This window comes from Photobacterium galatheae, from assembly GCF_000695255.1.
Lineage (GTDB): Bacteria > Pseudomonadota > Gammaproteobacteria > Enterobacterales > Vibrionaceae > Photobacterium > Photobacterium galatheae.
Window position 1 is genome coordinate 102,821 of record NZ_JMIB01000032.1, and the last position, 26,519, is coordinate 129,339.

The 26,519-nt window shown below is 51.6% G+C and carries 25 protein-coding genes; 18 read left to right on the top strand and 7 right to left on the bottom strand.

The genetic code is table 11. The features are described from left to right. Window positions 1-66 precede the first annotated feature (66 nt). On the top strand, window positions 67-768 hold the full coding sequence (ung, locus tag EA58_RS16325; RefSeq protein WP_051642159.1) for a uracil-DNA glycosylase: 702 nt from the start codon (window positions 67-69) through the stop codon (window positions 766-768). An 80-nt stretch (window positions 769-848) separates the two neighbouring features. Beyond that, window positions 849-1,388: a hemerythrin domain-containing protein gene (locus tag EA58_RS16330; protein ID WP_036755198.1), complete on the top strand. Its 540-nt coding sequence runs from the start codon at window positions 849-851 to the stop codon at window positions 1,386-1,388. A gap of 94 nt (window positions 1,389-1,482) precedes the next feature. Here EA58_RS16330 and EA58_RS16335 read toward each other — a convergent pair whose 3' ends face one another. Beyond that, the gene (locus tag EA58_RS16335) at window positions 1,483-1,662 is read right to left on the bottom strand and encodes a DUF3545 family protein (protein ID WP_036755201.1); all 180 of its coding nucleotides are present in this window, start codon (window positions 1,660-1,662) and stop codon (window positions 1,483-1,485) included. Between the two features lie 446 nt (window positions 1,663-2,108). Here EA58_RS16335 and EA58_RS16340 point away from each other — a divergent pair, with 446 nt between their 5' ends. Together EA58_RS16340 and yaaA are read left to right on the top strand one after the other, a co-directional pair. Beyond that, window positions 2,109-3,539, top strand: coding sequence for an alanine/glycine:cation symporter family protein (locus tag EA58_RS16340; protein WP_036755205.1), 1,431 nt, complete (start codon window positions 2,109-2,111; stop codon window positions 3,537-3,539). A gap of 105 nt (window positions 3,540-3,644) precedes the next feature. After that, window positions 3,645-4,418 (top strand): peroxide stress protein YaaA, encoded by a 774-nt coding sequence (yaaA, locus tag EA58_RS16345; protein ID WP_036755208.1) that lies wholly within the window; start codon window positions 3,645-3,647, stop codon window positions 4,416-4,418. An 81-nt stretch (window positions 4,419-4,499) separates the two neighbouring features. Here yaaA and srmB read toward each other — a convergent pair whose 3' ends face one another. Together srmB and EA58_RS16355 are read right to left on the bottom strand one after the other, a co-directional pair. Next, window positions 4,500-5,735, bottom strand: coding sequence for an ATP-dependent RNA helicase SrmB (gene srmB, locus EA58_RS16350; RefSeq protein ID WP_036755211.1), 1,236 nt, complete (start codon window positions 5,733-5,735; stop codon window positions 4,500-4,502). 162 nt (window positions 5,736-5,897) lie between these two features. Then, on the bottom strand, window positions 5,898-6,665 hold the full coding sequence (locus tag EA58_RS16355) for a tRNA1(Val) (adenine(37)-N6)-methyltransferase (RefSeq protein ID WP_412177949.1): 768 nt from the start codon (window positions 6,663-6,665) through the stop codon (window positions 5,898-5,900). Window positions 6,666-7,002: 337 nt separating this feature from the next. Here EA58_RS16355 and brnQ point away from each other — a divergent pair, with 337 nt between their 5' ends. Next, entirely contained in the window at window positions 7,003-8,313 is a 1,311-nt protein-coding gene (gene brnQ, locus EA58_RS16360) for a branched-chain amino acid transport system II carrier protein (protein WP_081819721.1), read from the top strand. A gap of 75 nt (window positions 8,314-8,388) precedes the next feature. Here brnQ and fldB read toward each other — a convergent pair whose 3' ends face one another. Next, window positions 8,389-8,907 carry a flavodoxin FldB gene (gene fldB, locus EA58_RS16365; RefSeq protein WP_036755217.1) on the bottom strand — a complete coding sequence of 173 codons (519 nt, stop codon included), beginning with the start codon at window positions 8,905-8,907 and terminating at the stop codon, window positions 8,389-8,391. Window positions 8,908-9,117: 210 nt separating this feature from the next. Between fldB and xerD the strand changes: the two genes are divergently transcribed. From xerD to EA58_RS16400, 7 genes are all read left to right on the top strand, one after another. Further along, on the top strand, window positions 9,118-9,972 hold the full coding sequence (xerD, locus tag EA58_RS16370) for a site-specific tyrosine recombinase XerD (RefSeq protein ID WP_051642165.1): 855 nt from the start codon (window positions 9,118-9,120) through the stop codon (window positions 9,970-9,972). 222 nt (window positions 9,973-10,194) lie between these two features. Beyond that, on the top strand, window positions 10,195-10,917 hold the full coding sequence (dsbC, locus tag EA58_RS16375) for a bifunctional protein-disulfide isomerase/oxidoreductase DsbC (RefSeq protein ID WP_036755223.1): 723 nt from the start codon (window positions 10,195-10,197) through the stop codon (window positions 10,915-10,917). Window positions 10,918-11,101: 184 nt separating this feature from the next. Next, window positions 11,102-12,829, top strand: a complete 1,728-nt coding sequence (gene recJ / locus EA58_RS16380; RefSeq protein WP_036755224.1) for a single-stranded-DNA-specific exonuclease RecJ — start codon at window positions 11,102-11,104, stop codon at window positions 12,827-12,829. Window positions 12,830-13,004: 175 nt separating this feature from the next. Further along, window positions 13,005-14,103 (top strand): peptide chain release factor 2 gene (gene prfB, locus EA58_RS16385; protein WP_152548086.1). Its coding sequence is split into 2 segments (ribosomal slippage): window positions 13,005-13,079 and window positions 13,081-14,103, totalling 1,098 coding nucleotides; the frame shifts between segments, so codons are not numbered across the junction. A 31-nt stretch (window positions 14,104-14,134) separates the two neighbouring features. Next, window positions 14,135-15,643, top strand: a complete 1,509-nt coding sequence (lysS, locus tag EA58_RS16390; protein ID WP_036755227.1) for a lysine--tRNA ligase — start codon at window positions 14,135-14,137, stop codon at window positions 15,641-15,643. A gap of 197 nt (window positions 15,644-15,840) precedes the next feature. Then, the gene (locus tag EA58_RS16395; protein ID WP_152548087.1) at window positions 15,841-16,248 is read left to right on the top strand and encodes a hypothetical protein; all 408 of its coding nucleotides are present in this window, start codon (window positions 15,841-15,843) and stop codon (window positions 16,246-16,248) included. Window positions 16,249-16,431: 183 nt separating this feature from the next. Then, window positions 16,432-17,760: a sigma-54-dependent transcriptional regulator gene (locus tag EA58_RS16400; protein ID WP_051642160.1), complete on the top strand. Its 1,329-nt coding sequence runs from the start codon at window positions 16,432-16,434 to the stop codon at window positions 17,758-17,760. Here EA58_RS16400 and EA58_RS16405 read toward each other — a convergent pair whose 3' ends face one another. Next, window positions 17,761-18,192, bottom strand: a complete 432-nt coding sequence (locus EA58_RS16405) for a PACE efflux transporter (protein ID WP_036755231.1) — start codon at window positions 18,190-18,192, stop codon at window positions 17,761-17,763. 103 nt (window positions 18,193-18,295) lie between these two features. Here EA58_RS16405 and EA58_RS16410 point away from each other — a divergent pair, with 103 nt between their 5' ends. Together EA58_RS16410 and EA58_RS16415 are read left to right on the top strand one after the other, a co-directional pair. Then, a complete protein-coding gene (locus tag EA58_RS16410) occupies window positions 18,296-19,180 on the top strand; it encodes a LysR family transcriptional regulator (protein ID WP_036755233.1) in 885 nt (294 codons plus the stop codon). A gap of 441 nt (window positions 19,181-19,621) precedes the next feature. Further along, window positions 19,622-19,867 carry a hypothetical protein gene (locus EA58_RS16415; RefSeq protein ID WP_036755236.1) on the top strand — a complete coding sequence of 82 codons (246 nt, stop codon included), beginning with the start codon at window positions 19,622-19,624 and terminating at the stop codon, window positions 19,865-19,867. Between the two features lie 83 nt (window positions 19,868-19,950). Here EA58_RS16415 and EA58_RS16420 read toward each other — a convergent pair whose 3' ends face one another. Then, entirely contained in the window at window positions 19,951-20,985 is a 1,035-nt protein-coding gene (locus tag EA58_RS16420; protein WP_036755238.1) for an NADP(H)-dependent aldo-keto reductase, read from the bottom strand. A gap of 235 nt (window positions 20,986-21,220) precedes the next feature. Between EA58_RS16420 and EA58_RS16425 the strand changes: the two genes are divergently transcribed. Further along, on the top strand, window positions 21,221-21,523 hold the full coding sequence (locus EA58_RS16425; RefSeq protein ID WP_036755241.1) for a DUF6482 family protein: 303 nt from the start codon (window positions 21,221-21,223) through the stop codon (window positions 21,521-21,523). 7 nt (window positions 21,524-21,530) lie between these two features. On the opposite strand, the gene mutH is transcribed toward EA58_RS16425, so the two are convergent. Then, window positions 21,531-22,211, bottom strand: a complete 681-nt coding sequence (mutH, locus tag EA58_RS16430) for a DNA mismatch repair endonuclease MutH (RefSeq protein ID WP_036755361.1) — start codon at window positions 22,209-22,211, stop codon at window positions 21,531-21,533. A gap of 631 nt (window positions 22,212-22,842) precedes the next feature. Between mutH and rppH the strand changes: the two genes are divergently transcribed. The 3 genes from rppH to EA58_RS16445 are packed head-to-tail and all read left to right on the top strand — an operon-like array spanning window position 22,843 to window position 26,447. After that, window positions 22,843-23,364 carry an RNA pyrophosphohydrolase gene (gene rppH, locus EA58_RS16435; protein WP_036755242.1) on the top strand — a complete coding sequence of 174 codons (522 nt, stop codon included), beginning with the start codon at window positions 22,843-22,845 and terminating at the stop codon, window positions 23,362-23,364. A 20-nt stretch (window positions 23,365-23,384) separates the two neighbouring features. Further along, complete coding sequence (gene ptsP, locus EA58_RS16440) at window positions 23,385-25,640, top strand: phosphoenolpyruvate--protein phosphotransferase (protein WP_036755244.1); 2,256 nt, start codon at window positions 23,385-23,387, stop codon at window positions 25,638-25,640. Between the two features lie 3 nt (window positions 25,641-25,643). Then, window positions 25,644-26,447 (top strand): sulfite exporter TauE/SafE family protein, encoded by an 804-nt coding sequence (locus EA58_RS16445; RefSeq protein ID WP_036755246.1) that lies wholly within the window; start codon window positions 25,644-25,646, stop codon window positions 26,445-26,447. Window positions 26,448-26,519 lie beyond the last annotated feature (72 nt).

Here is a 26,519-nt window from a genome sequence, read left to right on the forward strand (position 1 = left end):
ATAGCCACATCGCAAGATTCAGGTAGAATGTCGGCTCATTGACTGAGACAAGCTGCAGGAGCCGACATGTCTGCCCCGGAAACATCCATTTCAGCCCCATTCGACTGGGCGCAACTCTTACAACAGGAACGTCAGCAAGCCTATCTTCAACAGGCAGAGAGCCGGGTTGCCGAAGAAAGGGCAGCAGGAAAAGCAATTTATCCACCGGAAGTGTCTGTGTTCAGTGCTTTTGATGTCACTCCTTTTGAGCAGGTGAAGGTGGTGATTCTGGGACAGGATCCGTATCACGGCCCCGGTCAGGCACACGGCCTGAGTTTTTCTGTGCAGCCCGGCGTGAAGGTGCCCCCTTCGCTGGCCAATATGTATAAAGAACTGGCGACAGACATCGAAGGTTTTGTCATTCCGGAACATGGTTATTTGCAACACTGGGCTGAGCAGGGGGTTCTGTTGCTGAATACGGTGCTGACCGTTGAGCAGGGAAAGGCTCATTCTCACAGTAAATTTGGCTGGGAAACCTTTACCGATCAGGTGATTGCCAGCCTGAACCAGCATCGTGAGGGACTGGTGTTCCTGCTCTGGGGCGCGCATGCGCAGAAAAAAGGGAAGCATATCGACCGGGACAAGCATTGCGTGCTTGAAGCGGCACATCCGTCACCTTTGTCTGCTTATCGGGGCTTTTTTGGTTGCCGCCACTTTTCTCAGGCGAATCAATGGTTGAGAAAAATGCATAAAAGTGAGATTGACTGGCAAATACCTGCACAAATCTGAGCCAACCTAATCTGGATCAAACCCATTTCGGCAGCCCGGTTTACACTTAAAGCTGGAAAGTTAGTGCCCGGGAGGTCGAAATGCTATTGGACAGTATTCACACCGAACATGGTTATATTAACCGTCTGCTCAGGTTGTTACGCACTAAACTGACTGCAATCAGGGAAGGTCATGAAGTGAATTATCAACTGATTCGCGACATTGTGACTTATCTGCAGAATCAGGCTGAGCACTACCATCATCCGAAAGAGGATGTGATTTATCATTACTACATCAAACACTACGGGAACGAACAGCGCATTTTAGATCTGGAGGCGGAACATCAGGAACTGGCCGAGCTGACCGCAGAGTTTGCGGAAACCGTCGATATGATTCTGATGGATGCCGTGATTCCGCTGGATGTGTTTGCCGAAAAGCTGAATGTGTTTGTTGACCGGCAGAAACAGCATTTGGAGATGGAAGAGAAACAGGTGTTTCCGGCGATTCGTAAGCGCTTCACACCTGCCGACTGGGCCGCTGTGGAACATGCGTACCGGGATTGCCTGAATGACCCGCTGTTTGGGCAAGAAGTGTCGGCTCAATATCGGGAACTGGCTCGCCGTTTGGAGCCGGAAGAGTAGCCGGACGCGTCAATTCATTCTTTTCATGATTTCCTGAAAAAGCACCGGCTGGGTGCCGGTGCTGATTGTTATCTGGCGTATGACTCAGCTTGGTTCAGATGTCCACCTCGTCGGTGAATTCATGTAAGATATCGATTTCCTGAAGTTCCTTTTTCAGGCGCTGTTTATCTTTCAGTGCTTCAATTTCCCGCCATTTTCGTTTGACTGGCTTACTGCGTGAGTTACGACGGGGTAAATCGCTTTCAAGTATTTGGTCAAATCCGAAGCTATCCATAGTGCACCTCGCTCAATCCTGAGTATTGCTCAGATATAGGGAGCATTTTGCCCCTTGGTCATCAGTTAAATATCACAATCAGGCATAGAATAAAATTGAACCATTTCGCATTTGTTACTTATTTGTGAAACTCCTTCACACGTCATCAATTGGGCAATGGTTTGTCCAGTGGCGGCCAGCGCCATCAAACCCTCACTTTTTCATGGACACCATTGATTTTTGAGAACTAACTCATCATTATCGCTCAGGTTTTCATCAGTGCGGAGCTGGACTGGCCGGAATGTCCGGATTGAACTGTTTTCAGGGGGCCAGCAAAGGTTTTCTGGTTTGAGAACAGCCTATACTGTCAAAGTGATGTAGAAAGTGATGACGTTGAATGAATACAGACCGACTCGAAATGCCGGGTGGTGTGTGAAGCCGGGCGATGAATACGCTAAGGGGTTGAAGTGACAAGTCAGCTAAATTTCCTGAATGATCTGCTGTGGGGATCTGTCCTGATTTATCTGCTGATCGGGGTCGGGCTCTTTTTTACCTATCGGCTGGGATTTATCCAGTTCCGTCATTTTCGGCACATGTTTCAAGTGATGAAAAACAGCCGTAAGTCAGATGCGGCAGGGATTTCTTCATTTCAGGCGCTGTGTACCAGCCTGGCAGCCCGGGTTGGGACCGGGAATATGGCTGGTGTGGCGGTTGCACTGACGCTCGGTGGACCCGGGGCTATTTTCTGGATGTGGTTGATTGCGATGCTGGGCATGGCAACGGCCTTTGCGGAAAGCGCCTTGGCTCAGCTGTATAAAACCCGTGACGACGAAGGTAACTATCGCGGTGGCCCGGCCTACTATATGGAGAAAGGGCTTGGCATGCGCTGGATGGGCGTGGTCTTCTCGATCTTCCTGATCATTGCCTTTGGACTGGTTTTTAATGCCGTGCAGGCGAACTCGATTGCCAAAGCAATGAACGTGGCTTTTGGCTGGCAGCCACTCGTGGTCGGGATGGTGCTGGTCGCGCTGACCGGATTTATCATTTTTGGCGGGATGCGTACCATCGCCAGGACGGCTGAAATTCTGGTGCCGGCGATGGCGATTTGTTATCTGACGCTGGCACTGGTCGTGGTGGCGATGAATATTGAACAGGTGCCGTCGGTGCTGGCACTGATCTTCCGCAGCGCATTCGGTCTGGAAGAAGCCGCTTCAGGGGCTTTGGGTTATACCATTGCGCAGGGGATGATCAACGGTCTCAAACGCGGTCTGTTTTCGAATGAAGCCGGAATGGGTTCAGCGCCGAATGCGGCAGCATCGGCCACGCCTTATCCGCCTCATCCGGCATCTCAGGGGTATGTTCAGATGCTGGGGGTCTTTACCGATACCATTGTGATTTGTAGTGCGACGGTCGCGATTATCCTCATGTCGGGTGAATATGTTCCCCACAGTGAAGTCACCGGCATCGAACTGACACAGCGGGCGCTGTCTTCTCAGGTGGGTGACTGGGGGGAAGTCTTCATCGCTATCGCCATCTTTTTATTTGCTTTCACTTCGCTGGTGGCCAATTACTCGTATGCGGAAACCAATCTGATCTTTCTGGAGCACAATCATAAGGCTGGTCTGGCCATTTTCCGTCTGGTGGTGCTGGGGATGGTGATGTTCGGGGCGCTGGCTGAACTGCCGACGGTGTGGACGATGGCCGATATCTCGATGGGGATGATGGCCATTATTAACCTGATTGCGATTGTGCTGATGTCGGGCACTGTGGTGAAGCTAGCCAGAGACTATAACACTCAGCTTTCACTGGGTAAGCTGCCGACCTTCGATAGCCGTCAGTATCCCGAGTTACATGCCCAGTTAGATGAAGAAATCTGGACGCGTTCACCGGAACGATAGGTCTGGCCGATGACTGAGAAAGTAAAAACCACGTGGGTTCTACGTGGTTTTTTCATGTCGAAATGATACTCTTTGAGGCAGTTTAACGCATAGGAAATCGAAAAAATGCTGATTGTGGTCTCGCCTGCGAAAACGCTGGATTATGAATCGCCTTTGGCGACAGAAACTTATACTCAGCCTGAACTCTTGGATCACTCAGCGGAGTTGATCGAGGTTTGCAGGACGCTGACCCCGATGGACATTGCCAGTCTGATGAAGGTGAGTGACAAGATCGCTGGCCTGAATGCAGCCCGCTTTGCCGAATGGCAGCCAGATTTTACCCCGGCCAATTCCCGACAGGCGATTCTGGCATTTAAAGGGGATGTCTACACCGGGTTGGAAGCTGAAAGCATGGACGCCGCGGACTTTGCTTTTGCACAGCAACATTTGCGGATGCTGTCTGGCCTGTATGGTCTGTTGCGCCCGCTGGATCTGATGCAGCCATACCGGCTGGAAATGGGGACGAAGCTGGCCAATGGCCGCGGTACGAACCTGTACCAGTTCTGGGATAACATCATCACCGAGAAACTGAATACAGCATTGGCTGAGCAGGGGGATGACATTCTGATCAATCTGGCATCGAATGAATACTTCAAAGCGGTGAAGCCGAAATCACTCAAAGGCAAGGTGGTCACCCCGGTCTTTAAGGACTGTAAGAACGGACAGTACAAGGTCATCAGTTTCTTTGCCAAAAAGGCACGCGGCATGATGGCGCGTTACATGATTGATCATCGTCTGACATCGGTGGAACAGCTGAAAAAATTTGACGTCGCCGGCTATTATTTCTCGCCAGAAGAGTCGACGGATAAAGAACTGGTCTTCAAGCGCGAAGAACAATAAGTTATCGCCAAGACAAGAAGATGATAAAAAGGGCCGGATGATTCATCCGGCCCTTTTTGTTGATTTTGTCGTCAGGATAGCTTACTTCGCAGATTTATTTTTCGCCGTTTTCTTTTTGGCGCCTGCTTTTTTGCTGTCTTTGGTTTTTTTCTTTTTCTTCACCGTGGACGGCTTTTTGTTTTTCGGACGCATGCCCTCAATGAACCGCTCCGGCACTTCTTCTTTCATGTAACGGCTGACTCGCTCGATCATCGCCTGATCATGCGCCTCAACCAGGGAGATGGCAGTGCCTTTCTTCCCAGCGCGGGCCGTTCGGCCGATACGGTGCAGGTACACATCGGCAGTGCGTGGCATGTCGAAGTTAATCACGTGGCTGACATCCGGCAGGTCGATGCCGCGGGCCGCGACATCGGTGGCGATCAGGATGTTGACTTCCCCTTCACTGAAACGACGGATGGTGTTGTTGCGGCTGGCTTGTGCCATTTCGCCTTGAATCCAGCAGCAAGGCACTTGCATGGCTGCCAGCTTATCGCGCAGCTCCGCCAGACGTTCACGGGTTTTGACAAAAATGATACTGCGCTCAGCCTGTTCTTTCAGGATATTTTCCAGCAGTGCCAGCTTGTGCGTCATGTCGTCACAGCGATGGTAGACTTGGTGGATCTTCTTGCGCTCACGGCGAGGCGGCTCGGCGTTGACTTCAACCGGCTCATTGAGAATGGTACGGGAAAATTCACGAACGCCTTTGCCTTCCAGGGTTGCCGAGAACAACAGGCTCTGGCGGCGCCAGCGGCATTCTTCATGGACACGTTTCACGACCGCGCCGAAACCCATGTCCAGCATGCGGTCGGCTTCATCCAGGATGAGACATTCAATGGCGCGGCAATCGAATTTCTCGCCTTCGATGTATTCCATCAGCCGACCCGGTGTGGCGACCACGATGTCCTGGGTTTTACCCAGATACTCTGCGTGATCGTCGTAAGAGATCCCGCCGGTAATGGTGAAGATCTTCAAATCAGTGTGCGCAGCCAGTGCTTTGGCCTGATCGGCGACCTGAATGGCCAGTTCACGGGTTGGTGTCAGGATCAGAACCCGGGCTGGTCCCGGTTTACGTCGTGGGAAGTCCAGCAGGTGCTGAATCATGGGCAGCACAAAGGCTGCAGTTTTTCCGGTACCCGTCGGGGCGGAAGCCAGAACGTCACGGCCATCCAGGGCATGAGGGATAGCTTCTGCCTGTACAACGGTCGGACGGGAAAAGCCCATGTCTTCAATCGCCTGTAGCAGTTCGCCATCTAACTCTAGTTCGGAAAAATCTCTCACCTGTCTTACTCCTCGGTCGCTTGCTGCCCGTGTTTCTGCGTTGGGGGCAGGCAGAGCACTGCTGTGATTCAGTTAAGGGGCGGCATTATAGTGTGAATTGGTGCAAGTATCACCGATTAAAGCACAAAAACTTAGCCCGTTGGTGCCGGACACCGCTTCGCCTCAGAGTTTCAGGTAGAACGCTCGGGTCAGGGTAATGAATTCTGGCGAGTACTGACCGTCCTGATGGATGGTCAGTGTTGTCTGCTCGCAGTGCCCGGGTTGGTGCATCAGCTCAATTAAGAGCCGGGAAACAGGTTTGGTGGCCGTGCTCCGAACCTGACACAGGCGACGACAGTAAAGTTGGTGGTCTGTCAGCATGGCCAGTAAGGCTTCCCCTTCTGTCAGTGGCAGGATCAGACTTGCGCATCCATCCGCAGCCAGCAGGTGTGTGAGGCCGCTCAGCAGTACCTGATGAGATAAGGTATTAGTGTGGCGCGCGGTCGCACGGCGCTGACAATTGGCCTGTTCACCACTGTTGAAATAGGGCGGATTACACAAAATGGTGTGAAAGGCACCTGCGGGCTGGGTGGTTGCCCACGACCGGATATCCTGTTGTTCGGCCTGAAGGCGGTCATGCCAGGGGGAAAGTATAAAATTCTGGCGGGCTGCAGTCACCGCTGTCGGATCAATATCGACGGCGAGGATCTGTGGTGAACTGCCCTGACTATATTGTGCGGCGATTCGTTGTGCAGCCATTAAGGCGAGCAATCCGCTGCCACAACCGATATCCAGTAAGGCATTGGTGCCGGGCGTCGCTTCGGGGTGTGGGAGCGACGCCCAGGCACCCAGCAACACACCATCGGTACTGACTGGCATTCCACAACCGTGGTCATCCACATGGAATTGTTTAAACGTAAAACCTTTTTTCATCGAATGATTCGCGGGCATCGATTAAGAAATATGGAGCGCTATTATACCTGAAGGCCCGGTAAATCCATGCTGACACTGTAAACTCTGGACTCTTACTGGTTAATTACTCTGTTTTGGATGTTTTGTGACCATGGTTCTGTATGGTCATGATTTCTGAATAATAACCATTATTTGGTGTAATATTCCGTTAATTTCCTCGATAAGCCAAAGAAAGTGGTGTTTTTGGCTGTGAGGTTGCCACTGGCGTTCTTTTGCTTCATTATGCTGCCTCTTTAGCTGTGCGTAGTGAGATATGCCAGCGCTATAACTTTTATATGCAAACACAACTAAACAACAGACGAGTGGAAGGTGCAGTTTGAAAGACACACTCAAAGTTTCAGATATCTTGGCGATTGGTTTTATGACCTTCGCGTTTTTCCTGGGGGCTGGGAATATCATTTTCCCACCACAAGCCGGTCTGAGTGCAGGTGAGAACCTGTTGCCAGCGATGCTCGGCTTCCTGTCGACCGCTGTGGGGCTGCCGCTGATCGGGATTGTTGCTGTCGCTGTTGCCGGTGGGGGCTGGAAAGGTCTGACCCGCGATTTGCCGCCATTTATCGCGACCCTGATGGCCGTCCTGATTTTCATCATTATTGGCCCTGCATTTGCTGCGCCGCGTACCGGTCTGGTCGCGTACGAAATGGCAGTGAAACCTTTTATCGAAGATGCCGGACAAACCAGCCTGACCATTTTTTCTGTTGTCTTTTTTGCGCTGGCCCTGTTCTTTGCCTGGTCTCGTGGCAAGCTGATTGATTCGATTGGTAAACTGCTGACTCCAGCACTGTTTGCTGTACTGGCCATTCTGGCGGTGGCGGTCTTTTTGAATCCGCAAAGTGAGATCCTGACAGCGCAGGGTGATTACGCAAACATGGCGTTCACCAAAGGCTTCTTGGAAGGCTATAACACCATGGATACCTTTGCTGCGCTGATGTTCGGGATGCTGATTGTGGATGTGATCCGCAAGAAAGGCATCAAGGATGAGAAAGCGACCTGCAAATACCTGATGATGGCTGGTGTGATTGCCGCTGCTGGTTTGGCATTCGTTTATATTTCTCTGTTCTATCTGGGCGCGACCAGTGCTGCTGTCGCTGAAGGTGCAGCCAATGGCGGTGCGATTCTGGCCGGTTATGTGCTGGCACTGTTCGGTCCTGTGGGTCAGTACATTCTGTCTGCCATTGTGATGCTGGCGTGTCTGACCACGGCAATTGGCCTGATCAGTGCTTGTGCCGACTACTTCAGCTCGCTGACCCGTCTGTCTTATGAGGTATGGGCCGTCATTCTTGCTGTGATCTGTGGTGTGGTTGCGAATGTGGGTCTGAATCAGCTGATTAGCCTGTCAGTCCCAGTTCTGTTTGCACTGTATCCTGTGGCCGTTGCTTTGGTGATGCTGACTTTTGTGCGCCGTTTTCTGCCGAATCCGCGTCTGGCGTACCGTGTGGTGCTGCTGGTCTCTCTGGTATTCAGCATGATTGATGCGGCAAAAGTTATGGAACTGGATGTATCTTTCCTGAATTTCCTGCCATTGTTTGAGTACGGTATGGCGTGGACAATGCCAACGTTGCTGGCGCTGGTGGTGACGCGTTTTATCCGTGCAGATATCTGCGAGCCGGAAGCACAACAGGCTTAAATGCTGTTCCCTGAAAAAACGCCCCGCATTTTTGTGCGGGGCGTTTTTGTTGGTGATGCCTTATTGGATGATGCCTTAAAGGGAATCACCGTATTCTGTCAGCACCTGCTCGCACCATTGCTGTATGCGCTCATCACTGAAGTCATACTGACTGTCTTCATCCAGCGCCAGACCGACAAACAGAGACTTGTCTTCGGTCAGCGCTTTAGAGGCTTCAAAGTTGTACCCTTGATTTGGCCAGTAGCCAACAAACTGAGCGCCGGTAGGCAGCAGTTTGTCGTGTAGCATGCCCATGGCATCCAGATACCATTCTGTGTAGCCTTCCTGATCGCCCAGCCCGAACAGGGCAATGGTTTTTCCGGTCAGCGTCAGGCCGTCAAGCTGTTCCCAAACGGCTTCCCAGTCTTCCTGTAGTTCGCCGAAATCCCAGGTTGAGATCCCCAGGATCAGCAAATCATATTGATTCATGTCGCTGAGATTGGTGTCTTTAATATTGTGCAGATCCACCAGATCTTCGCCGATGCAATCGCGGATTTTTTCTGCGGTCATTTCGGTATAGCAGGTGGTCGAGCCGTAAAACAGGCCGATTTTCATACTGATAATTCCTGGGGTGGCAACAAATTTTCGCTGATTTTACCCTCTCAGACGCTTCGGTGCACCCTTCCTGACGACCCGGCTAGTTACATTGCCGGCGAAATTCAGTACTATGCTTCAAAGTACTGTATTTATATCCAGATGTTTTAGGAGCGGTGTGACGTGGACAATAACAATGACATCACCCTGATCGAACGCTTTTTAGATGCGATGTGGATGGAGCGGGGGCTGTCGGAAAACACCTTGTCTTCCTACCGGAACGATTTGATGAAACTACAGCATTGGCTGGCTGAACGCAGCCAGGGCTTGCTGACGTTGCAATCGAGCGACTTGCAGAACTACCAGCAATGGTTGTTTGATGAAGACTTCAAACAAAGCTCACGGGCCAGGATGACCTCAGCGCTACGCAGACTGTTCCAGTATCTGAACCGGGAGAAGCTACGCGATGATGATCCGAGTGCGCTGCTGCATAGTCCGCGTCTTCCGCAGCGTCTGCCGAAAGATATCACGGAAGCACAGGTCAGTGACCTGCTGAATGCGCCGGATGTCAACGATCCGCTGGAGCTGCGCGATAAAGCCATGCTGGAATTGTTGTATGCGACGGGCCTGCGTGTCACCGAACTGGTCAGCCTGAGAATGGATAATGTCAGCCTGCGTCAGGGCGTTGTCAGGGTAACTGGTAAGGGGGACAAAGAGCGGCTGGTACCGATGGGAGAAGAGGCGCTGGAATGGATTGAAACCTTCCTGAGTCATGGGCGTCCGCAACTGCTGGGCGAGGTGAGTTCCGATGTGTTGTTTCCCAGTAAACGCGCGCGGCAGATGACCCGTCAGACGTTCTGGCACCGAATCAAACGTTATGCGGTCATCGCCGGGATTGATGCGGATAGCTTGTCGCCACACGTGATGCGACACGCTTTTGCAACCCATCTGCTCAATTATGGTGCCGACTTGCGTGTTGTCCAGATGCTGCTGGGACACAGTGATTTATCGACCACTCAGATCTATACTCACGTTGCCACAGAACGCCTGAAACAGCTGCATCAGGAGCATCATCCCCGGGCATGAGACTCAGCCGATTTGGCGTGTTTGCACGCCAGTGACCTGAAAATTGATGCAGGTTGTTCCAGATAAATAGACCATACTGTGAACTGGGGCTGAGATCCCAATCATGTTCAGTGAAAGTCAGCTGAATATGAAATGACTTGCCTTTTGGCGCTGAACTTTGAAAGATGGGCGGACTCTAAAGGTCCGTACCTTTATCACCCACGTTTTGTTAAGGATGTTTTCATGCCATTTTCCTGCCGTCCCCTGCTTGTTGCGCTGGCTGCGTTCACGGCTTTTTCTGCCAGTGCAGAGCCGAATGCTCGTGCTATTGAGGCCACGCTGTCCCCGCTGGGTCTTACTGCTGCATCCGTGAAGCCATCACCGATCCAGGGGATGAGTGAAGTGGTGACCGAGCGCGGTATTATCTATATGTCTGACGATGGTCAGTACTTTCTGGCGGGTCATTTGTATCAGTCGGTGAATGGTGAGCCTGTGAATCTGACTGAACAGAAACTGGCGTCCATCAATAAAGACAAGCTCAAAAACATGACAGGCGAGATGATTGTCTATCCGGCCAAAGACGAAAAATATGTCGTCACCGTGTTTACCGATACCAGTTGTGGTTATTGTCGCAAACTGCACAGTGAGATGCAGGCCTACAATGATGCCGGAATTACCATCCGTTATCTGGCGTTCCCGCGCGGCGGTGAGCGTTCGCAGAACTTTGACGAGATGAGCGCTATCTGGGCAGCCAAAGATCGTGTGAAAGCGATGGATGAAGCCAAAAAAGGAAAACTGGATATCGAACAAAGCCCGCACAATGATGCGCTGGTGATGAAGCATTACCAGTTGGGTGTGGCGATGGGTGTGTCAGGCACACCTGCTCTGGTGCTGGAAGACGGCACCATGCTGCCGGGTTATCAGCCAGCCAGCCGACTATTGCAGTTCCTCAACAGCCGCAGTTAATGCCCTGAAGTCAGAAATTCACAGCCCGCAGATTGATGCGGGCTGTTGTTTATTTCGCCTTACCAAAGGATATAAAACTGTGAATCAGCGACCCGACGGTTCATACCCGGGTACACGCCATGGCCGTTTTTTGATATAACAGCTCTCCATCATTTCAGCCTGCAACACACCAACAAGAATTTGCATGAAAATCGAAATCAAGCGTCGCCCCGAAGCAGACACCTCAGGCTTTTCATCTGCGGTTCATCCGCTGTTAAAGCGTATTTATGCCAGCCGTGGCCTGCGGACAGACACGGATTTAGAACGCGGTGCCCGAGGGCTGCACAGTTATGATCAACTCAATGGGATCGACGCTGCAGTCCGATTGCTTGTTCAGGCATTGCGGGAACATCAGCGGATTATCATTGTAGGAGACTTCGATGCCGATGGGGCAACCAGTTCGGCTTTGTCGGTGCTGGCCCTGCGTCAGTTGGGATGCCGCAATGTCGATTATCTGGTGCCGAATCGCTTTGATGACGGTTATGGCCTGAGTCCGGAAGTTGTGGCGCAGGCCGAGGCCCGCGGCGCCGAAATGATTATGACGGTCGATAATGGCGTGTCTTCCGTGGCAGGTGTTGCGGCTGCGAAAGAGAAGGGCATTCAGGTGCTGGTGACCGATCACCATTTGCCGGGTGAGGTGTTGCCGGCTGCGGATGCGATTGTGAATCCGAACCTGCATCAGTGTGATTTTCCATCTAAGGCGTTGTGTGGTGTTGGTGTGGCATTTTATCTGATGCTGGCGCTGCGTGCAGAACTGCGCCGACTGAACTGGTTTACTGAGCAGGGGATTCCGGAACCCAATCTGGCCGGGTTATTAGATCTGGTTGCACTGGGAACGGTAGCCGATGTGGTGGCATTGGACGGTAACAACCGGATTCTGGTGCATCAGGGGTTGCAGCGGATCCGCGCGGGTCAGTGTCGTCCGGGCATTCGAGCCCTGATTGAAGTGGCGAACCGCGATGCTTCCCGTTTGGTTGCGAGCGATCTGGGGTTTGCACTTGGCCCACGAATAAATGCTGCAGGCCGTTTGGATGATATGTCATTCGGGGTCGAACTCTTGCTTTGTGAAGATATGCAAGCGGCGCGACAGATGGCGGTTGAGCTGGATGGCTTGAACCAGACCCGGAAAGAAATTGAACAGGGCATGAAAGAAGAAGCGCTGGCGATTTGTGAACGGCTTCAATTCAATCAGAAAGACATGCCTTATGGTTTGGCGCTGTATCAGGCGGACTGGCATCAGGGCGTCATTGGCATTCTGGCTTCGCGGATCAAAGAATTGTATCACCGCCCGGTGATTGCGTTTGCGTCGGCGGGGGAAGGGGAAATGAAGGGGTCTTGTCGTTCCATTCCCGGCTTACACATGCGGGATGTGCTGGATCGGATCGACACGCGCCATCCGGGGATGATCCTGAAATTTGGTGGCCATGCGATGGCCGCGGGACTGACGCTGAAAACAGCGCAGTTTGAGGCCTTCAACGCTGCTTTTGATCAGGCCGTTCGTGAGGAACTGGATGAATCTGCCCTGCGCGGGGTTTTGCTGACCGATGGCGAACTGGCAGCACGGGAGATGAACTTAGAGACCGCGGAACTGCTGCGTGGTGCTGGCCCCTGGGGTCAGCAATTTCCGGAGCCCAGCTTTGATGGTCGTTTCCGTTTATTGCAGCAGCGTCTGGTCGGCAGTAAACATCTGAAAATGATTCTGGAACCAGTAGGTGGCGGCAGCATGATTGATGCGATTGCCTTTAACATTGATGTTCGGCGTTGGCCGGATGCATCGGTACAGCAGGTGGATCTGGTCTATCGTCTGGATGTGAATGAATTTCGGGGTAATCGCAGTGTTCAGCTGATGGTTGAGCACCTGGAAGCCGTATAAATTTTTTCAAGCGGAGCCCCTGGCTCCGTTTTCATTTGTGCTGTCCTGAATTTTCGCCTGTCAATCCTGAAGGGGAAATGATGGATAAGTTTTGTGATCCCCTGTTTATTCTTGCCGCAATTCGCTAAAATCCCCGGTTGAGTCCGTTTCGGCGAAAAGGCTAAGAAGAGTGGCAATGTTCGAAGTTAATCCAATTAAAAACCGTCTTGAGGATGTGTCTGCACGAACAGACATCCTTAGGGGGTATCTTTGACTACGATGCGAAGAAAGAGCGTCTTGAAGAAGTCAATGCAGAATTAGAACAACCTGATGTATGGAATGAGCCAGAGCGTGCTCAGGCATTAGGGAAAGAGCGTGCAGCGCTGGAAGCGGTGGTTGAAACCATCGATCAGCTGGATCAGGGCGTGGAAGACGTCGAAGGTCTGCTGGAGCTGGCGGTTGAAGAGAACGATCAGGAAACCTTTGACGAAATTGGTCCTGAGCTGGATGAGCTGGTCAATAAACTGGAACAGCTTGAATTCCGCCGGATGTTCGCTGGCGATCACGATTCGTCGGACTGCTACGTTGACCTGCAGGCCGGTTCTGGCGGTACAGAAGCGCAGGACTGGACGTCAATGATGCTGCGCATGTATCTGCGCTGGGCAGAAGCGAAGGGCTTCAAGACAGAAGTGATTGAAGTTTCTGAAGGTGATGTTGCGGGTCTGAAATCGGCAACTGTGAAAATCAGCGGTGAATATGCTTACGGCTGGCTGCGTACCGAAACCGGTGTCCACCGTCTGGTTCGTAAGTCACCGTTTGACTCAGGCGGCCGTCGTCATACCTCTTTTGCGTCTGCTTTCGTGTATCCGGAAGTGGATGACAATATTGATATCGATATTAATCCATCCGATCTGCGTATCGACGTTTACCGTGCGTCCGGTGCGGGTGGTCAGCACGTTAACACCACAGAATCAGCGGTACGGATTACGCACGTTCCAACCAATACTGTGGTTCAGTGCCAGAACGACCGTTCCCAGCATAAGAACAAAGATCAGGCGATGAAACAGCTGAAAGCGAAGCTGTTTGAACTGGAAATGCAGAAGCAGAACGCCGAAAAACAGGCGAATGAAGATGCGAAGTCTGATATCGGTTGGGGAAGCCAGATCCGCTCTTACGTGCTGGATGATTCCCGAATCAAAGATCTGCGTACCGGTGTCGAAAACCGCAACACCCAGGCGGTGTTGGATGGCGATCTGGACCGCTTCATTGAAGCAAGCCTGAAATCCGGTCTGTAATACCGGCCCTGAACTGTTGTTAAGGTTAATCATGACTGAACAAGTACAAGACGAGAACAAACTGATTGCTGAGCGCCGTGCGAAACTGGAACAGATTCGTCAGGATTGCAGAGCAAACGGCCACCCGAACGATTTTCGCCGCGATAGCCTGGCTGCGGATCTGCAGTCTGCTTTTGGTGAAAAGACCAAGGAAGAGCTGGAAGAAGCGGGTCACGTGGTTGCCATTGCTGGCCGTATCATGGCCAAACGCGGGCCATTCCTGGCGATTCAGGATGTGTCCGGCCGTATTCAGGCTTATGCTTCGAAAGACGTACAAAAAGAGCTGAAAGACAAATATTCAGGTCTGGACATCGGCGACATCATTGGTGTGAAAGGTGTGCTGCACAAGTCTGGTAAAGGCGATCTGTACGTGAATATGGACGCGTATCAGTTGCTGACCAAGGCACTGCGTCCTCTGCCAGAGAAATTCCACGGTCTGACGGATCAGGAAATGCGTTACCGTCAGCGTTATGTGGATCTGATTGTGAATGAAGAATCCCGCAACACCATGCTGATGCGCTCGAAAGTGGTGAACGCGATTCGTCAGTTCATGACCACCAAAGGCTTTATGGAAGTCGAAACCCCGATGATGCACGTGATCCCGGGCGGTGCGACTGCACGTCCTTTCATCACGCATCACAATGCGCTGGACATCGATATGTACCTGCGTGTTGCGCCTGAGCTGTATCTCAAGCGTCTGGTTGTGGGTGGCTTCGAGCGTGTGTTCGAAATCAACCGTAACTTCCGTAACGAAGGTCTGTCACCACGCCATAACCCGGAATTCACCATGATGGAATTCTATATGGCATATGCAGACTATCGCGATCTGATGGATCTGACCGAAGAGATGCTGAGCTCAATTGCGATGGATTTGTGCGGGACGACTGGCCTGCCATACGGTGATGAGACCATTGAGTTCAAAGGTCCGTATCCTCGCATGAGCATGCTGGATGCGATTAAGCACTACAACCCGAACAACGAAACGATTCAGGGGCTGACCTACGAGCAGGTTCAGGATCGTGACCTGATGGTGAGCATCGCGAAATCGCTGCACATTGAAGTGGAATCGTTCTGGACTTGTGGTCAGCTGCTGGAAGAAATCTTTGGTGAAACGGCTGAGCCGAAACTGCTGCAGCCAACGTTCATCACTGAATATCCTGCGGATATTTCGCCACTGGCACGTCGTAACGATGAAAACCCGTTCATCACTGATCGCTTTGAGTTCTTTATCGGTGGCCGTGAAGTTGCAAATGGCTTCTCGGAGCTGAATGATGCGGAAGATCAGGACCAGCGCTTCAAGGCGCAGGTGGATGCGAAAGATGCGGGTGACGATGAAGCGATGTTCTATGACGCCGACTACATTACGGCGCTGGAGCACGGTCTGCCACCGACGGCGGGTCAGGGGATCGGGATTGACCGTCTGGTCATGCTGTTTACCAACAGCCACACCATTCGTGATGTGATTTTGTTCCCGGCGATGCGTCCTCAGCAAAATAACTGACAGACGCGGGTCTGAATCTGAGAAAAGCCACTTCTTCGGAAGTGGTTTTTTTATGCGTGTGCTGGCAGGTGATTGCCAAAAGGCGGCGGTATATTTCTGTTTTAAGTAACATTTTCTTTCAGCAGCCGTAGCCGTGATTATGGGATAAATGTCATAATTCTGCCTTTGTGGTGATGTAACAATGCTTAGGATAAACAATGAAAAAAATAGCATGTTCTGTGTTGGCTGGATTGATGCTCAGTGGCTGTGCTGCGTTGGAACTAACGCCACCGCCAACAGATTTTTCAGGCGATTTGCCTGAAGCGCTGAAAGAGGAATTTGCCGCGCTGAATGAACTGCCGCCAGAAGGGGGGCGTGGTGAAGTCCGTACGTTCCATTTTGACCGCGAACGCTCCCTGTTAACCATTATTCGTCAGCTACGCAGCACGCGCTGGAACTGGCAAATGGATCAGTCTAAAGTCAAACCGGCACTGGTGGATGTGGCGTGTGAGAACTTTGGCGAGGCGATTGCGCAGGGGCTTGGGGTACGCTTCTGGTATACAGGGGCCGGTGGCTTTGTCAGCGAGCCTGTGACCCGTGAAACCTGTGCCGCAAATAAGTCCTGATTTCCTGCACCAGTCCATACTTGATTGAAGAAAAGCCAAAAAATATCACCTGATGTTCAGTCGTAAGGTGATATTTTTGTGATGTGAGGTTTTTGTCACATATACTTATGGAATACCGAATTGCATTTTTGATAAGAAAAGCATCGCAGTGTTCGTACGGTGTTCGGCAGAATAGGTGATCGAATGGGACAGGATGCAAGCAAAGAAATCTGGCATGGGGAGTTAGTCCTGCTTGGTGGGCAGACAATTCCCTGGTTGCATGCTTTGGAGCAGGTCGGGTGGATTTGCCACCATTGCCATGATTTAAGGGCAGCCGAAGCGCTCTTGCTCGAAACTGGCCCGTGTCTTGGCGTTGTGGATCTCAGCCATGACGACTTCAGCCTGAATGCCATTGCCGGTCTGGTGAACCGTCATAAACAGGTGCGTTGGCTGGCACTGGTACGTGATGAACAGCTGCATATCGAATCGGTCTGCCAGTTTATTGTCAGTTTCTGCCTTGATTATTTCACTTCCCCCATTCCAGAAGCGCAGCTTTTGAAAACTCTCGGTCATCAGCGTGGCATGTTAACCCTTGAACGAAAAGTCTGGCCCAAACTCGGCCAGTTCAGCCAGCAAGGGGTGCAGGGCGACACACCCGTGATGAAAAAGCTGTTGCAGCATGTCAAACGGCTGGCCGCTGCCGATATGCCCGTGCTGATTCAGGGCGAAATCGGCACAGGGAAGGAAATGGTTGCTGAAGCAATTTTTCAGGCTTCTACCCGAGCCAAAGGTCGGTTTGTAACGGTGAATTGCTCTGGCGTGAATGCTCACTGGACACTCAATGGGTTGCCTGCGGAATGTTGTTTCGATGCCGCGCAAGATGGTGTTCTGTTTTTAAATGAGGTGACCTCACTGGCGCCAGCCCGTCAGCAGGAATTATTGCAATGGCTGCAGGAAGGGCGTTTTACCAAAGAAAACGGCGATATGGTGTCCGCAGAGCCTAGGCTCATTGTCGCGACGCATTATCCGCTGGATACCCTGGTCAGTGAAGGGCAGCTCAATAAGGAGCTGTTTTATCGGTTAAATGTACTGAGTCTGGCTGTCCCGCCACTGCGGGAACGTGGGGATGACTTACTGAGCCTGGCCAATGCGTTGTTGCTGAAATATGCCCGGCAATATAACTGTGGGGTAAAAGCCTTTTCTGATGATGCCCGGCAGGCGATCATGACTTATAACTGGCCGGGAAATGTTCAGGAACTGATTGGTCGGATTAAACGGGCGGTATTGCTGACCGAGCAAAAGAATATTGAAGCGGATCATCTTGAACTGCCCCGTCAGTCAGACGACAAGCAAAGCCTGAAGAAAATTCGTGAAGAATCGGAGCGCAGTGCTTTGCTGAGTGTCCTGGAAAATAACCGGGGTCAGATCACGGCGGCTGCCCGCGAGCTGGGTGTCTCCCGGGCAACGATGTATCGGCTGCTGAATAAGCATGACCTGATCCCGCCGCCGCGGGATCTGGGCCAGAATTCCTGACTAAGGTGAAGTACGGGCAGTTTCCGGCAGCGGAAAGACGTGATCATACGCCAGATTGTAGAGGTAAGCATACACCAGATAGAACACCACTAAACCTAAGTCCATGATCAGGGCTGTCCAGAGGCTGATATCCAGCCACCAGGCCATGATGGGCAGGGTGATCCAGAGCAGGCTGAGTTCAAATCCCAGCGCATGTGCGACGCGGTGCTTCGTTTGTTTCTGCAACTGGCCGCTGTATTTGAGCATGGCGTGATCAAACAGCAGGTTATAGGCATAGTTCCATAAGGTCGCAATGATCGAAAATACAACCCCAAGTATTCCGATGTGGGCCATCTCAAATCCGAATCCATAGCTCAGTACCAAGGTGATGAGTACCAGGGCGATCCCTTCAAATCCAATCGCGTGGCGGACTCTGTCCCAGTGGGTGCGCATCTGTGTTACCTCTTCTTAAATCACCATTCTGAGGCGTATACTAAGCATTCAGTTGATAGATGGAAGTTAGTTGTTATCGCTTTTATAGATAGATAGGGCAGAGATGCATTTTTCACTCGAACAACTCAGAGCGTTTGTCGCCGCCGCAGAAACCGGCTCTTTTTCGGCGGCAGCGCGTCAGATGGGAAAGGCTCAGTCGGTCATCAGTACGGCTATTTCAAACCTGGAGACAGATTTTCATCTGGCACTGTTTGATCGGGGCGGTAAAAAGCCGGTTCTGACCCCGGAAGGGCAGGCGTTGTTGATCAAAGCACGCCGGGTACTGGCTCAGTGTGGCGAGCTGCAAGTGGCTGCCGATAGCTTCCAGCAGGGGATCGAACCGAAACTTACGCTGGGTGTGGAATCGATGGCATTGCTGCCAGCATTGGCGGATGTACTGAAACAGTTTGAAGCCCGCTATCCGTTGGTGGAAGTGGAAATCCTGACGGTCGGGACCGGCGATGTGATGAAATTACTGCATGAAGGCAGAGTGCAGCTGGCACTGATGGTTCAGCTGGCATTTTTACATCCGGAGATCACGGTACATGGACTCGGACAGGTGGAGGTCTGGTGCGTGGCAGCCAGTGATCATCCTCTTGCTGCATTGAAGACTGTCGAGTGGGCCGACCTCCGCCAGCACCGGCAGGTGTTGCTGACGGGCCGCTATGGGCAGGACAGTGAAGGATGGCGGGTTTCAGATTCGATTTGGCGCACTGAGCATATTCTGTCTGCAATTGAACTGATCCAGCGTGGGATTGGCTGGACGGTGCTGCCTGCTGAAACGGTGAAAGATAAAGTACGGTCTGGCCAGTTGGTCCGGCTGATGCCGGCTTTTGAAGCACAGGCCTGGAAGCAGCCTGTGGATCTCGCCTGGAGTAGCCGGCATGCGCTTGGTCCGGCTGGGACGTTGTTGTGTACGATGCTGAAAACGATGGTACTTTCCGGATAGGTTCTGAAAATCATCATGTCGACCGCAAGAGGAAAACCCTGTTGATTCGTACAATGCTGTTGATTCCCTCTGAATCCCGGCGAGAGATTGCATAAATATCCGATTATTTTGCTTTTTATCAGAAATGACAAAATAACTTCTTGTTTTTGATGCTTTATCGGGCAAGAATATGCTTCATATCACATCAGTCTACCTTATAACCAGGAGGAACATACAATGAGCACATTCAACACTAAATGTCTGCGTCCTGCTGGTGATAAGGATCGAATTTCCCATCAGCATTAAAGTTCAACCGACCTCAGGTCGTTGATCTTAACTACTTTCTACAGTAATACACTGTGTAAATGGGCCGCGGATACGTCTGTCGCGGCTAGTCAGTTGTCAGCCTGAAAACGGTCGTATTTGCGTCCCTCCATGTTTGAAATAACGGAGAGCACTCTTATGCGCCAATCAGTCTATTTACGTTTTGCTGTTTTATTGATTCGTTTGGATCTACATCGTGAAGAAGAAGCATGGCGTCGCGAATACCGACGAATGCAGGTTCATCTGCCACAATTGTCTTCTCATATCCTGAAAGATATGGGCATTGACAAAGATATGCGTGTCGACTCTGCACTGGTCGGTCAACGAGCCATGCGTAAGAGCCGTCATCTCAGGCGAGCGTTTCGATCGCGAAGTCTGACGTAACGGTTGGCCTTACTCTGCGGAGTAAGGCCAGAAAGAAACCCACAACCCCCGACTATCGGGGGTTCTTTTTGATTCCCCGGAAATTATGGGCAAGGGTTCGAGTAAGTGATTCCAACCTGTTCAAGATCTGCCAGAATTTCTTCATTCAGTGTCACCGACAAGCTGTTGATGTTTGCTTCCAGCTGCGCAAGATTTGTTGCACCGATCAAGGTTGAAGCATTGAAAGGCTGTTGATTGACAAAAGCCAGTGCCATTTGCGCCGGATCCAGACCATGCTTTTTCGCAACATTGACATAGGCTTCCGTTGCAGCAACGCCTTGCGGGGTAAAGTAGCGCACGAAGCGATCAAACAGCGTACAGCGGGCACCTGCAGGTTTTTGGCCGTTGAGGTACTTCCCACTGAGGATACCGAAGGCCATCGGAGAATAAGCCAGTAATTTTACACCTTCATAATGGCTGATTTCAGAAAGGCCGACCTCGAAGCTGCGATTGAGCAGGTTATATGGGTTTTGAATGGTGACCACACGCGGCAAATCATGCTTTTCTGCAAGACGTAAAAAGGACATGACGCCCCAGGGGGTTTCATTTGACAGCCCGATATAACGGATTTTACCAGCGCGCACCAGTTCGGCCAGTGCTTCAAGTGAATCTGTTAAAGTGACGCCAGTGTTTTCATCCGGGTAAGGATAATTCAGCTTGCCAAAACAGTTGGTTTCACGTTGCGGCCAGTGAATCTGGTAGAGATCAATATAGTCGGTTTGCAGTCGTTCCAGGCTGTTTTCTACGGCTTCATGAATATTTCGCCAGTCCAGTGCCATTTGATGGCGGATATGGGGCACATTTCTCGGCCCGGCCACTTTGGTTGCCAGAATCACCTGGTCACGTTTACCGGATTTTTTCAGCCAGCTGCCAATATAGGATTCTGTCAGTCCCTGTGTCTCCGCCTTGGGCGGCACCGGATACATTTCAGCAGTATCAATCAGGTTGATACCACGCTCCAGGGCGAAGTCGAGCTGGCTGTGGGCCTCGGCTTCAGTATTTTGTTCACCAAATGTCATGGTGCCCAGACCAATCTGACTGACTTCGAGAGATGAATGGGGGATCTTATGGTATTTCATTTGCCCTCCTTGGACCGCAAATTCACTTTGACTATAACCCAGGATCTACAGACTGAAAAGCAGCAGGAAAAGAGAGGTTTAGCATGGATTGCGTTGGTGGTAGTGCTGCGAAGGACACGGCGTGGGTCGGCAGATCACTCGCGGGGTGTTGCATCATCCAGAAGCATCGTCGCTACCTTGCTGAACAGACAATGTTCGCACATAGTTAAATCAGTTCCCTGAGTGAGGTGTGGCTATGAAATTGTCCCAATTCAAGCACTGGGTGAAGTCGCCCGGTGAAGATGTACCGAAATGTGTGCTGACCAGCTATGCCGGCCAAGCCGATTATCTGATGGAAGTTGAATACAGGCATCAATTGGAGCCGCTGAAAGATGACAACGATAACATGTTGCACTTTCAGAATATGGAGCAGGTACGGGATTTTTTACGGCCACTGGGTGTGAAATCCATCACGTTAAGAATGATTGATCCTCATGACGAGTTCTCCCCGGATGGCAAGCCACAATCCTGTCAGGATGAGATGACAATTCCTTTGTGACTGGCCGTCAGAGCATGAAATGGCGGGCAAGCAGTTCTGCGGTAAATTGTGTTTTGAGATAAAAGCCGCGGGGCAGGGTTTTGATGGGCTGGCCGTCGGCACCATAGGCTTCCGTCAGAACTTTGCTGTTTGCCGCTTTCGGTCTGAGCTGCAGAACTTCACCGTGTCGGGCCGTGATTTGTTCCACTTTGCCAAGCACGATCAGATCCATCAGTTCTTCCCAGTCGCGTCGTAAACGGGCTTCTTCATCTGCTGAGGGGCTCCAGAGCAAAGGCGAGCCGACATGTCGCTCTGCCAGTGGAATTTCACGCTCTCCTTCGACCGGAATCCAGAGCACCCGAGCCAGTTTGTATCGGATATGGCTGTTTTCCCAACGGACGCCATGCAAGCCGGTCAGCGGTGCCACGCAGACGAAGGTGGTTTCCAGCGGTTTCCCCTGATGGCTGATCGGGATGGTTTTCAGCTCGATGCCCAACTCGGCGAAATCGGGGACAGGTTGACTGCCGGCAGTGGCGCCCAAATGCCATTCCAGCAACTGGCCGACCCAGCCTTTATCACGGCGCAGATCCGGTGGGGGCGTTTGTCCTGCCTGTTTGGCCAGCTCACCCAGTGTATAGCCTGCGAGTCCCTGTGCCCGTTCGAGCAGTTCAGATTCAGAGGATGGTGGCGGATTTTTCAGCATGGTCATGAGCGGCATGGATTACGGGTCAGACAGAGAGCTGTGTATGGTAACACAATCATCAGGATCCGGGAGCGGTTGCGATGAAGGTCTGTACAAGAGCGCGGATCCTCCTCCAAAGATATCCACAGGTAGATTTTTGAACAAAGTGCATATTCTGTAATCTGGACGGATTCACAGGGGTTTGTGTGGAATTTGAACAGGGCGCTGGCGTTTATTTCGTCATCTTCTGACTTCTATTGTGGATAAATGTAAATTTGGTGGATCTTTGACCACCTCTGAAGATCCGCTGAATGAGATTGAGTGAATGCCATAGGGAATGCTGGGTTTTTTGATTTAACTAACTGATTATTAGTGGTTATTTTTTGAATTTATTATCGTCGCAAGGATCGGGTTTGTTTTGGTTTTGTTGATTAAATCAGCAATAACAGAGCTTCTACACAAAACTATCCACAGAAAGCGTGAATAAATGTGGGAGAGGTCTCATTTCTCTGTTTATAACCAACGAATCAATACGAAGTTATCCATAAAGTGAGTGCCAGGTAGGAAAAAACAGTGATTGATGACAATGAATGTTTACCCTGAGGCTATTTCTGTGAAAAAATCACTGTTAATTGATATTTTTACTTGAGGTCGTCCAGTGATTGATGGCGATGGATACCGCCCTAATGTGGGGATAGTTATCTGTAACAGCCATGGCCAGGTATTTTGGGCTCGACGATATGGACAACACTCTTGGCAGTTTCCGCAAGGCGGTATCGATGAGGGGGAAACTCCTGAACAGGCCATGTACCGTGAACTGTATGAGGAAGTGGGTCTGACCAAAAAGGACGTCAGGATTTTGGCATCCAGCCGCCATTGGCTGAGATACAAATTACCGAAGCGTCTGGTTCGGTGGGACTCCAAACCGGTTTGTATCGGGCAAAAGCAAAAGTGGTTTTTGCTGAGTCTGGAGTGCGATGAGTCTAAGGTGAACATGCAGCGTGGCACCACCCCGGAATTTGATGGCTGGCGTTGGGTCAGCTACTGGTACCCGGTTCGTCAGGTTGTGTCCTTTAAACGGGATGTATATCGGCGGGCGCTGAAAGAATTTGCGGCGATGGCAATGCCGTTTAAGGAACGAAAAGAACGGAAGTCGAAACGTAAAAACAGGCGAGGTTAACCCAAGGGATCATAATGCTTATGCTGACCCAGCTCAGAGAAATCGTGGAGAAAGTAGCCAGCGCACCGACCCTGCTCGAAGCGTTGGATGTGCTGGTGGTCAGTATTTGTGATGCGATGAAGACGGAGTGCTGCTCTGTCTACATTGTGGATGAACATCGTCAGCAATATATGTTGATGGCGACGCAAGGGCTCACCAAACCGTCTTATCAGGTTGGACTCAGTTTTAGTGAAGGTCTGGTGGGGTTGGTTGGCCGCCAGGCTGAACCTGTCAACGTGGCAGATGCCAGCAGCCACCCAAATTTTAAGCATATCCCCGGTACGAACGAAGAATCCTTCCGTTCTTTTTTCGGTACTCCGATTATTCATCAGCGCAAGGTGCTTGGCGTTCTGGTGATTCAGCAGCGCGAAAAGCGTGAATTTACAGAAAGTGAAGAGTCGTTCATGGTAACGCTGGCGGCACAGCTGGCTGTGATTCTGGCCCATGCAAAAGCGCAGGGGATGTGGCCGGATCAGCGGGATGGCCTGCATCTGACTGGTTCCGCTGCATCGACAGGGGTTGCGGTTGCCAGAGCTTGGTGGGACGACAACCAGCCGAGGCTAGAGGTGGTCAGTCCGGCATCCTGCCTGGATCGGGAGGCCGAGCAGGAGCGACTGAGTATTGCCATTGAAATGGCCAGCAACGAATTTCGCCGTTTGCGTAAACGCTTCGATAGTGAACTTCACAAGGAAACCCTGGCCATTTTTGATCTGTTCAGCCATCTGTTGAACGATCCGATGCTACGCAAAGATCTCTTCTCGAAAGTTGCTGGGGGGGATCAAGCCGAATGGGCTGTCCGGCAGACCGTAGAAACTTACTCTGCCCGGTTTGCCAATATGAAAGATGCTTATCTGCGGGAACGGGCGCATGATATCCGGGAGTTGGGGCAGCGCTTGCTGTTCTTTCTGCATAATGAAGAAGGGATTGAGCATCAGTGGGATGCACCGATTGTGCTACTCACCCGTGAGCTGACAGCCGCCATGCTGGCCAGCATTCCCAGAGATAAGCTGGCCGCCGTGGTGGCGCAGGAAGGTGCTGCAAACTCCCATGCCGCTATTTTATCCCGGGCTTTAGGGATCCCCGCGATCATGGGGGTCGATTTTATCCCGGAAAAAGTACATGACACGCTGGTGGTTGTGGATGGTTACCGGGGCGATCTGCTGATTGAACCGAACCGGCAGGTTCTGGCTGAGTACAAACGACTGCTGAAAGAAGAAAATGAGCTGACAGCGTTGGTCGAGCAGGATCTGGATAAAGCTGCGGTGACGGCCGATCAGGAAAGAATTTTTCTGTATCTCAACGCCGGATTGAGTGCGGATACGAATATTGCAGTGAACAAAGGTGTCGACGGTGTCGGTCTGTACCGGACTGAAGTGCCGTTTCTGCTCCAGCGCAGTTTCCCTTCCGAGGAGGAACAGGCGGCTCAGTATCGTGCCATTCTGACATCTTATCCGGATAAATCCGTGGTGATGCGGACACTGGATATCGGCGGAGACAAGCCGCTTCCTTATCTCACTATCGAAGAAGACAATCCTTTTCTGGGCTGGCGTGGGATCCGTTTTACGCTGGATCATCCGGAAATCTTCCTGATGCAGGTTCGGGCAATGCTGAAGGCCAGCATCGGCCTTGATAACATGGATATTCTGCTGCCGATGATTTCCGGGATCCCGGAACTGGATGAATCTAAAGCCTTGATTGAGCGGGCATTTGAAGAGGTGTCTGCGTTCGCTGAAAGTCAGGGACAGCGGTTACGCAGGCCAAAACTGGGGATTATGATTGAAGTCCCTTCGATTCTCTATCAACTGCCGGCCTTAAAGGGGCGGGTGGATTTTATTTCGGTGGGCAGTAATGACTTAACCCAGTATTTATTAGCCGTCGACCGGAACAATTCACGGGTTGCGAATGTCTATGATGCATTCCATCCGGCTGTCATGCAGGCACTCAAACATATTCAAACCGTCAGTGCGTCTCTTGCGATGCCTGTCAGTGTCTGTGGTGAGCTGGCGGGTGATCCGCTTGGTGCGCTGTTGCTGGTCGGGATGGGGTATCGCTCTCTCAGTATGAATACCCGGAACGTCGCCAAGATTAAATATGTTCTTCGTCATACGGCGCTCAGTGATATGGAAGTACTCGCAGCCCAAGCCCTGAAAGCGACTTTTGGTCAGGATGTTCGCCAGATGGCGACAGCGTTTGTTGAACAACGTGGTATGGGTGGTTTTATCCGTGCAGGGAAATAAGTAATGCCAGAGATGTTGTGGTTGCTCCTGATGTGTTTAGCCTTGGGGGCTGTGGTTGGTCTGCTGGCTGGTTTGCTCGGTATTGGCGGCGGTCTGCTGATTGTCCCGGCATTGGTTTGGTTGCTGCCTCATGTCGGGATTGATACGGCCTTGGTCATGCATATTGCACTGGCGACCTCGCTGGCCTGTATTGTCCTGACCTCCGGCTCGTCAGCCCGAAGCCATCTTCGGTTGGGGAATGTGGATGTTTCACTGGTCAAATTACTGGCACCCGGGATGGTTTTGGGTGGGTTGGCTGGCAGCGCGGTCGCGGAATGGGTACCTTCAGCTTGGCTGCCAAAGATATTTGCTGGTATTGTGCTGCTATTGGCGTTGCAAATGCTGTTATCGCTGAAAGTGACAGGACGTCATCCTCATCCCTTGCCAGGCGGAGCGAAAATTGTCGGCAGTGGCAGTGTGATTGGTTTGGTTGCCAGTCTGGCGGGGATTGGCGGTGGTTCGCTGACCGTCCCCTATCTGAGTTGGTATGGGGTTGAAATGCGGCGTGCCATCGGAACCGCTTCGTTTTGTGGCTCAATAATTGCGGTCGCCGGCATGACGGGGTTTATCGTCGCCGGTAGCGGAGATGAAGCATTACCGGCTTATAGTGTGGGGTATGTGTATCTGCCTGCGCTACTGGGGGTGGTGTGTACTTCAGTACTGACAACCCGGTTCGGCGCTCGCTTGGTCAGCCGCTTACCGACCCCGACCTTGAAGAAAATATTTGCCATCTTTCTGTTATTTGTTGGCGGCAAGATGTTGTTTTAGTGTAAGCCTGTCTGTGGATTGGCGTGAGAGTACCCGCGAGCCCTGTAAATCACTGCCGCGAGTGCTGCTTTC

What these genes read in the sequence shown, in the direction of transcription:
- ung (WP_051642159.1), top strand. Translation starts at nt 67, where the DNA reads ATGTCTGCCCCGGAAACATCCATTTCAGCCCCATTCGACTGGGCGCAA.
- EA58_RS16330 (WP_036755198.1), top strand. Translation starts at nt 849, where the DNA reads ATGCTATTGGACAGTATTCACACCGAACATGGTTATATTAACCGTCTG.
- EA58_RS16335 (WP_036755201.1), bottom strand. Translation starts at nt 1,662, where the DNA reads ATGGATAGCTTCGGATTTGACCAAATACTTGAAAGCGATTTACCCCGT.
- yaaA (WP_036755208.1), top strand. Translation starts at nt 3,645, where the DNA reads ATGCTGATTGTGGTCTCGCCTGCGAAAACGCTGGATTATGAATCGCCT.
- EA58_RS16355 (WP_412177949.1), bottom strand. Translation starts at nt 6,665, where the DNA reads ATGCCCGCGAATCATTCGATGAAAAAAGGTTTTACGTTTAAACAATTC.
- fldB (WP_036755217.1), bottom strand. Translation starts at nt 8,907, where the DNA reads ATGAAAATCGGCCTGTTTTACGGCTCGACCACCTGCTATACCGAAATG.
- xerD (WP_051642165.1), top strand. Translation starts at nt 9,118, where the DNA reads ATGTGGATGGAGCGGGGGCTGTCGGAAAACACCTTGTCTTCCTACCGG.
- dsbC (WP_036755223.1), top strand. Translation starts at nt 10,195, where the DNA reads ATGCCATTTTCCTGCCGTCCCCTGCTTGTTGCGCTGGCTGCGTTCACG.
- recJ (WP_036755224.1), top strand. Translation starts at nt 11,102, where the DNA reads ATGAAAATCGAAATCAAGCGTCGCCCCGAAGCAGACACCTCAGGCTTT.
- lysS (WP_036755227.1), top strand. Translation starts at nt 14,135, where the DNA reads ATGACTGAACAAGTACAAGACGAGAACAAACTGATTGCTGAGCGCCGT.
- EA58_RS16395 (WP_152548087.1), top strand. Translation starts at nt 15,841, where the DNA reads ATGAAAAAAATAGCATGTTCTGTGTTGGCTGGATTGATGCTCAGTGGC.
- EA58_RS16400 (WP_051642160.1), top strand. Translation starts at nt 16,432, where the DNA reads ATGGGACAGGATGCAAGCAAAGAAATCTGGCATGGGGAGTTAGTCCTG.
- EA58_RS16405 (WP_036755231.1), bottom strand. Translation starts at nt 18,192, where the DNA reads ATGCGCACCCACTGGGACAGAGTCCGCCACGCGATTGGATTTGAAGGG.
- EA58_RS16410 (WP_036755233.1), top strand. Translation starts at nt 18,296, where the DNA reads ATGCATTTTTCACTCGAACAACTCAGAGCGTTTGTCGCCGCCGCAGAA.
- EA58_RS16415 (WP_036755236.1), top strand. Translation starts at nt 19,622, where the DNA reads ATGCGCCAATCAGTCTATTTACGTTTTGCTGTTTTATTGATTCGTTTG.
- EA58_RS16420 (WP_036755238.1), bottom strand. Translation starts at nt 20,985, where the DNA reads ATGAAATACCATAAGATCCCCCATTCATCTCTCGAAGTCAGTCAGATT.
- EA58_RS16425 (WP_036755241.1), top strand. Translation starts at nt 21,221, where the DNA reads ATGAAATTGTCCCAATTCAAGCACTGGGTGAAGTCGCCCGGTGAAGAT.
- mutH (WP_036755361.1), bottom strand. Translation starts at nt 22,211, where the DNA reads ATGACCATGCTGAAAAATCCGCCACCATCCTCTGAATCTGAACTGCTC.
- ptsP (WP_036755244.1), top strand. Translation starts at nt 23,385, where the DNA reads ATGCTGACCCAGCTCAGAGAAATCGTGGAGAAAGTAGCCAGCGCACCG.
- EA58_RS16445 (WP_036755246.1), top strand. Translation starts at nt 25,644, where the DNA reads ATGCCAGAGATGTTGTGGTTGCTCCTGATGTGTTTAGCCTTGGGGGCT.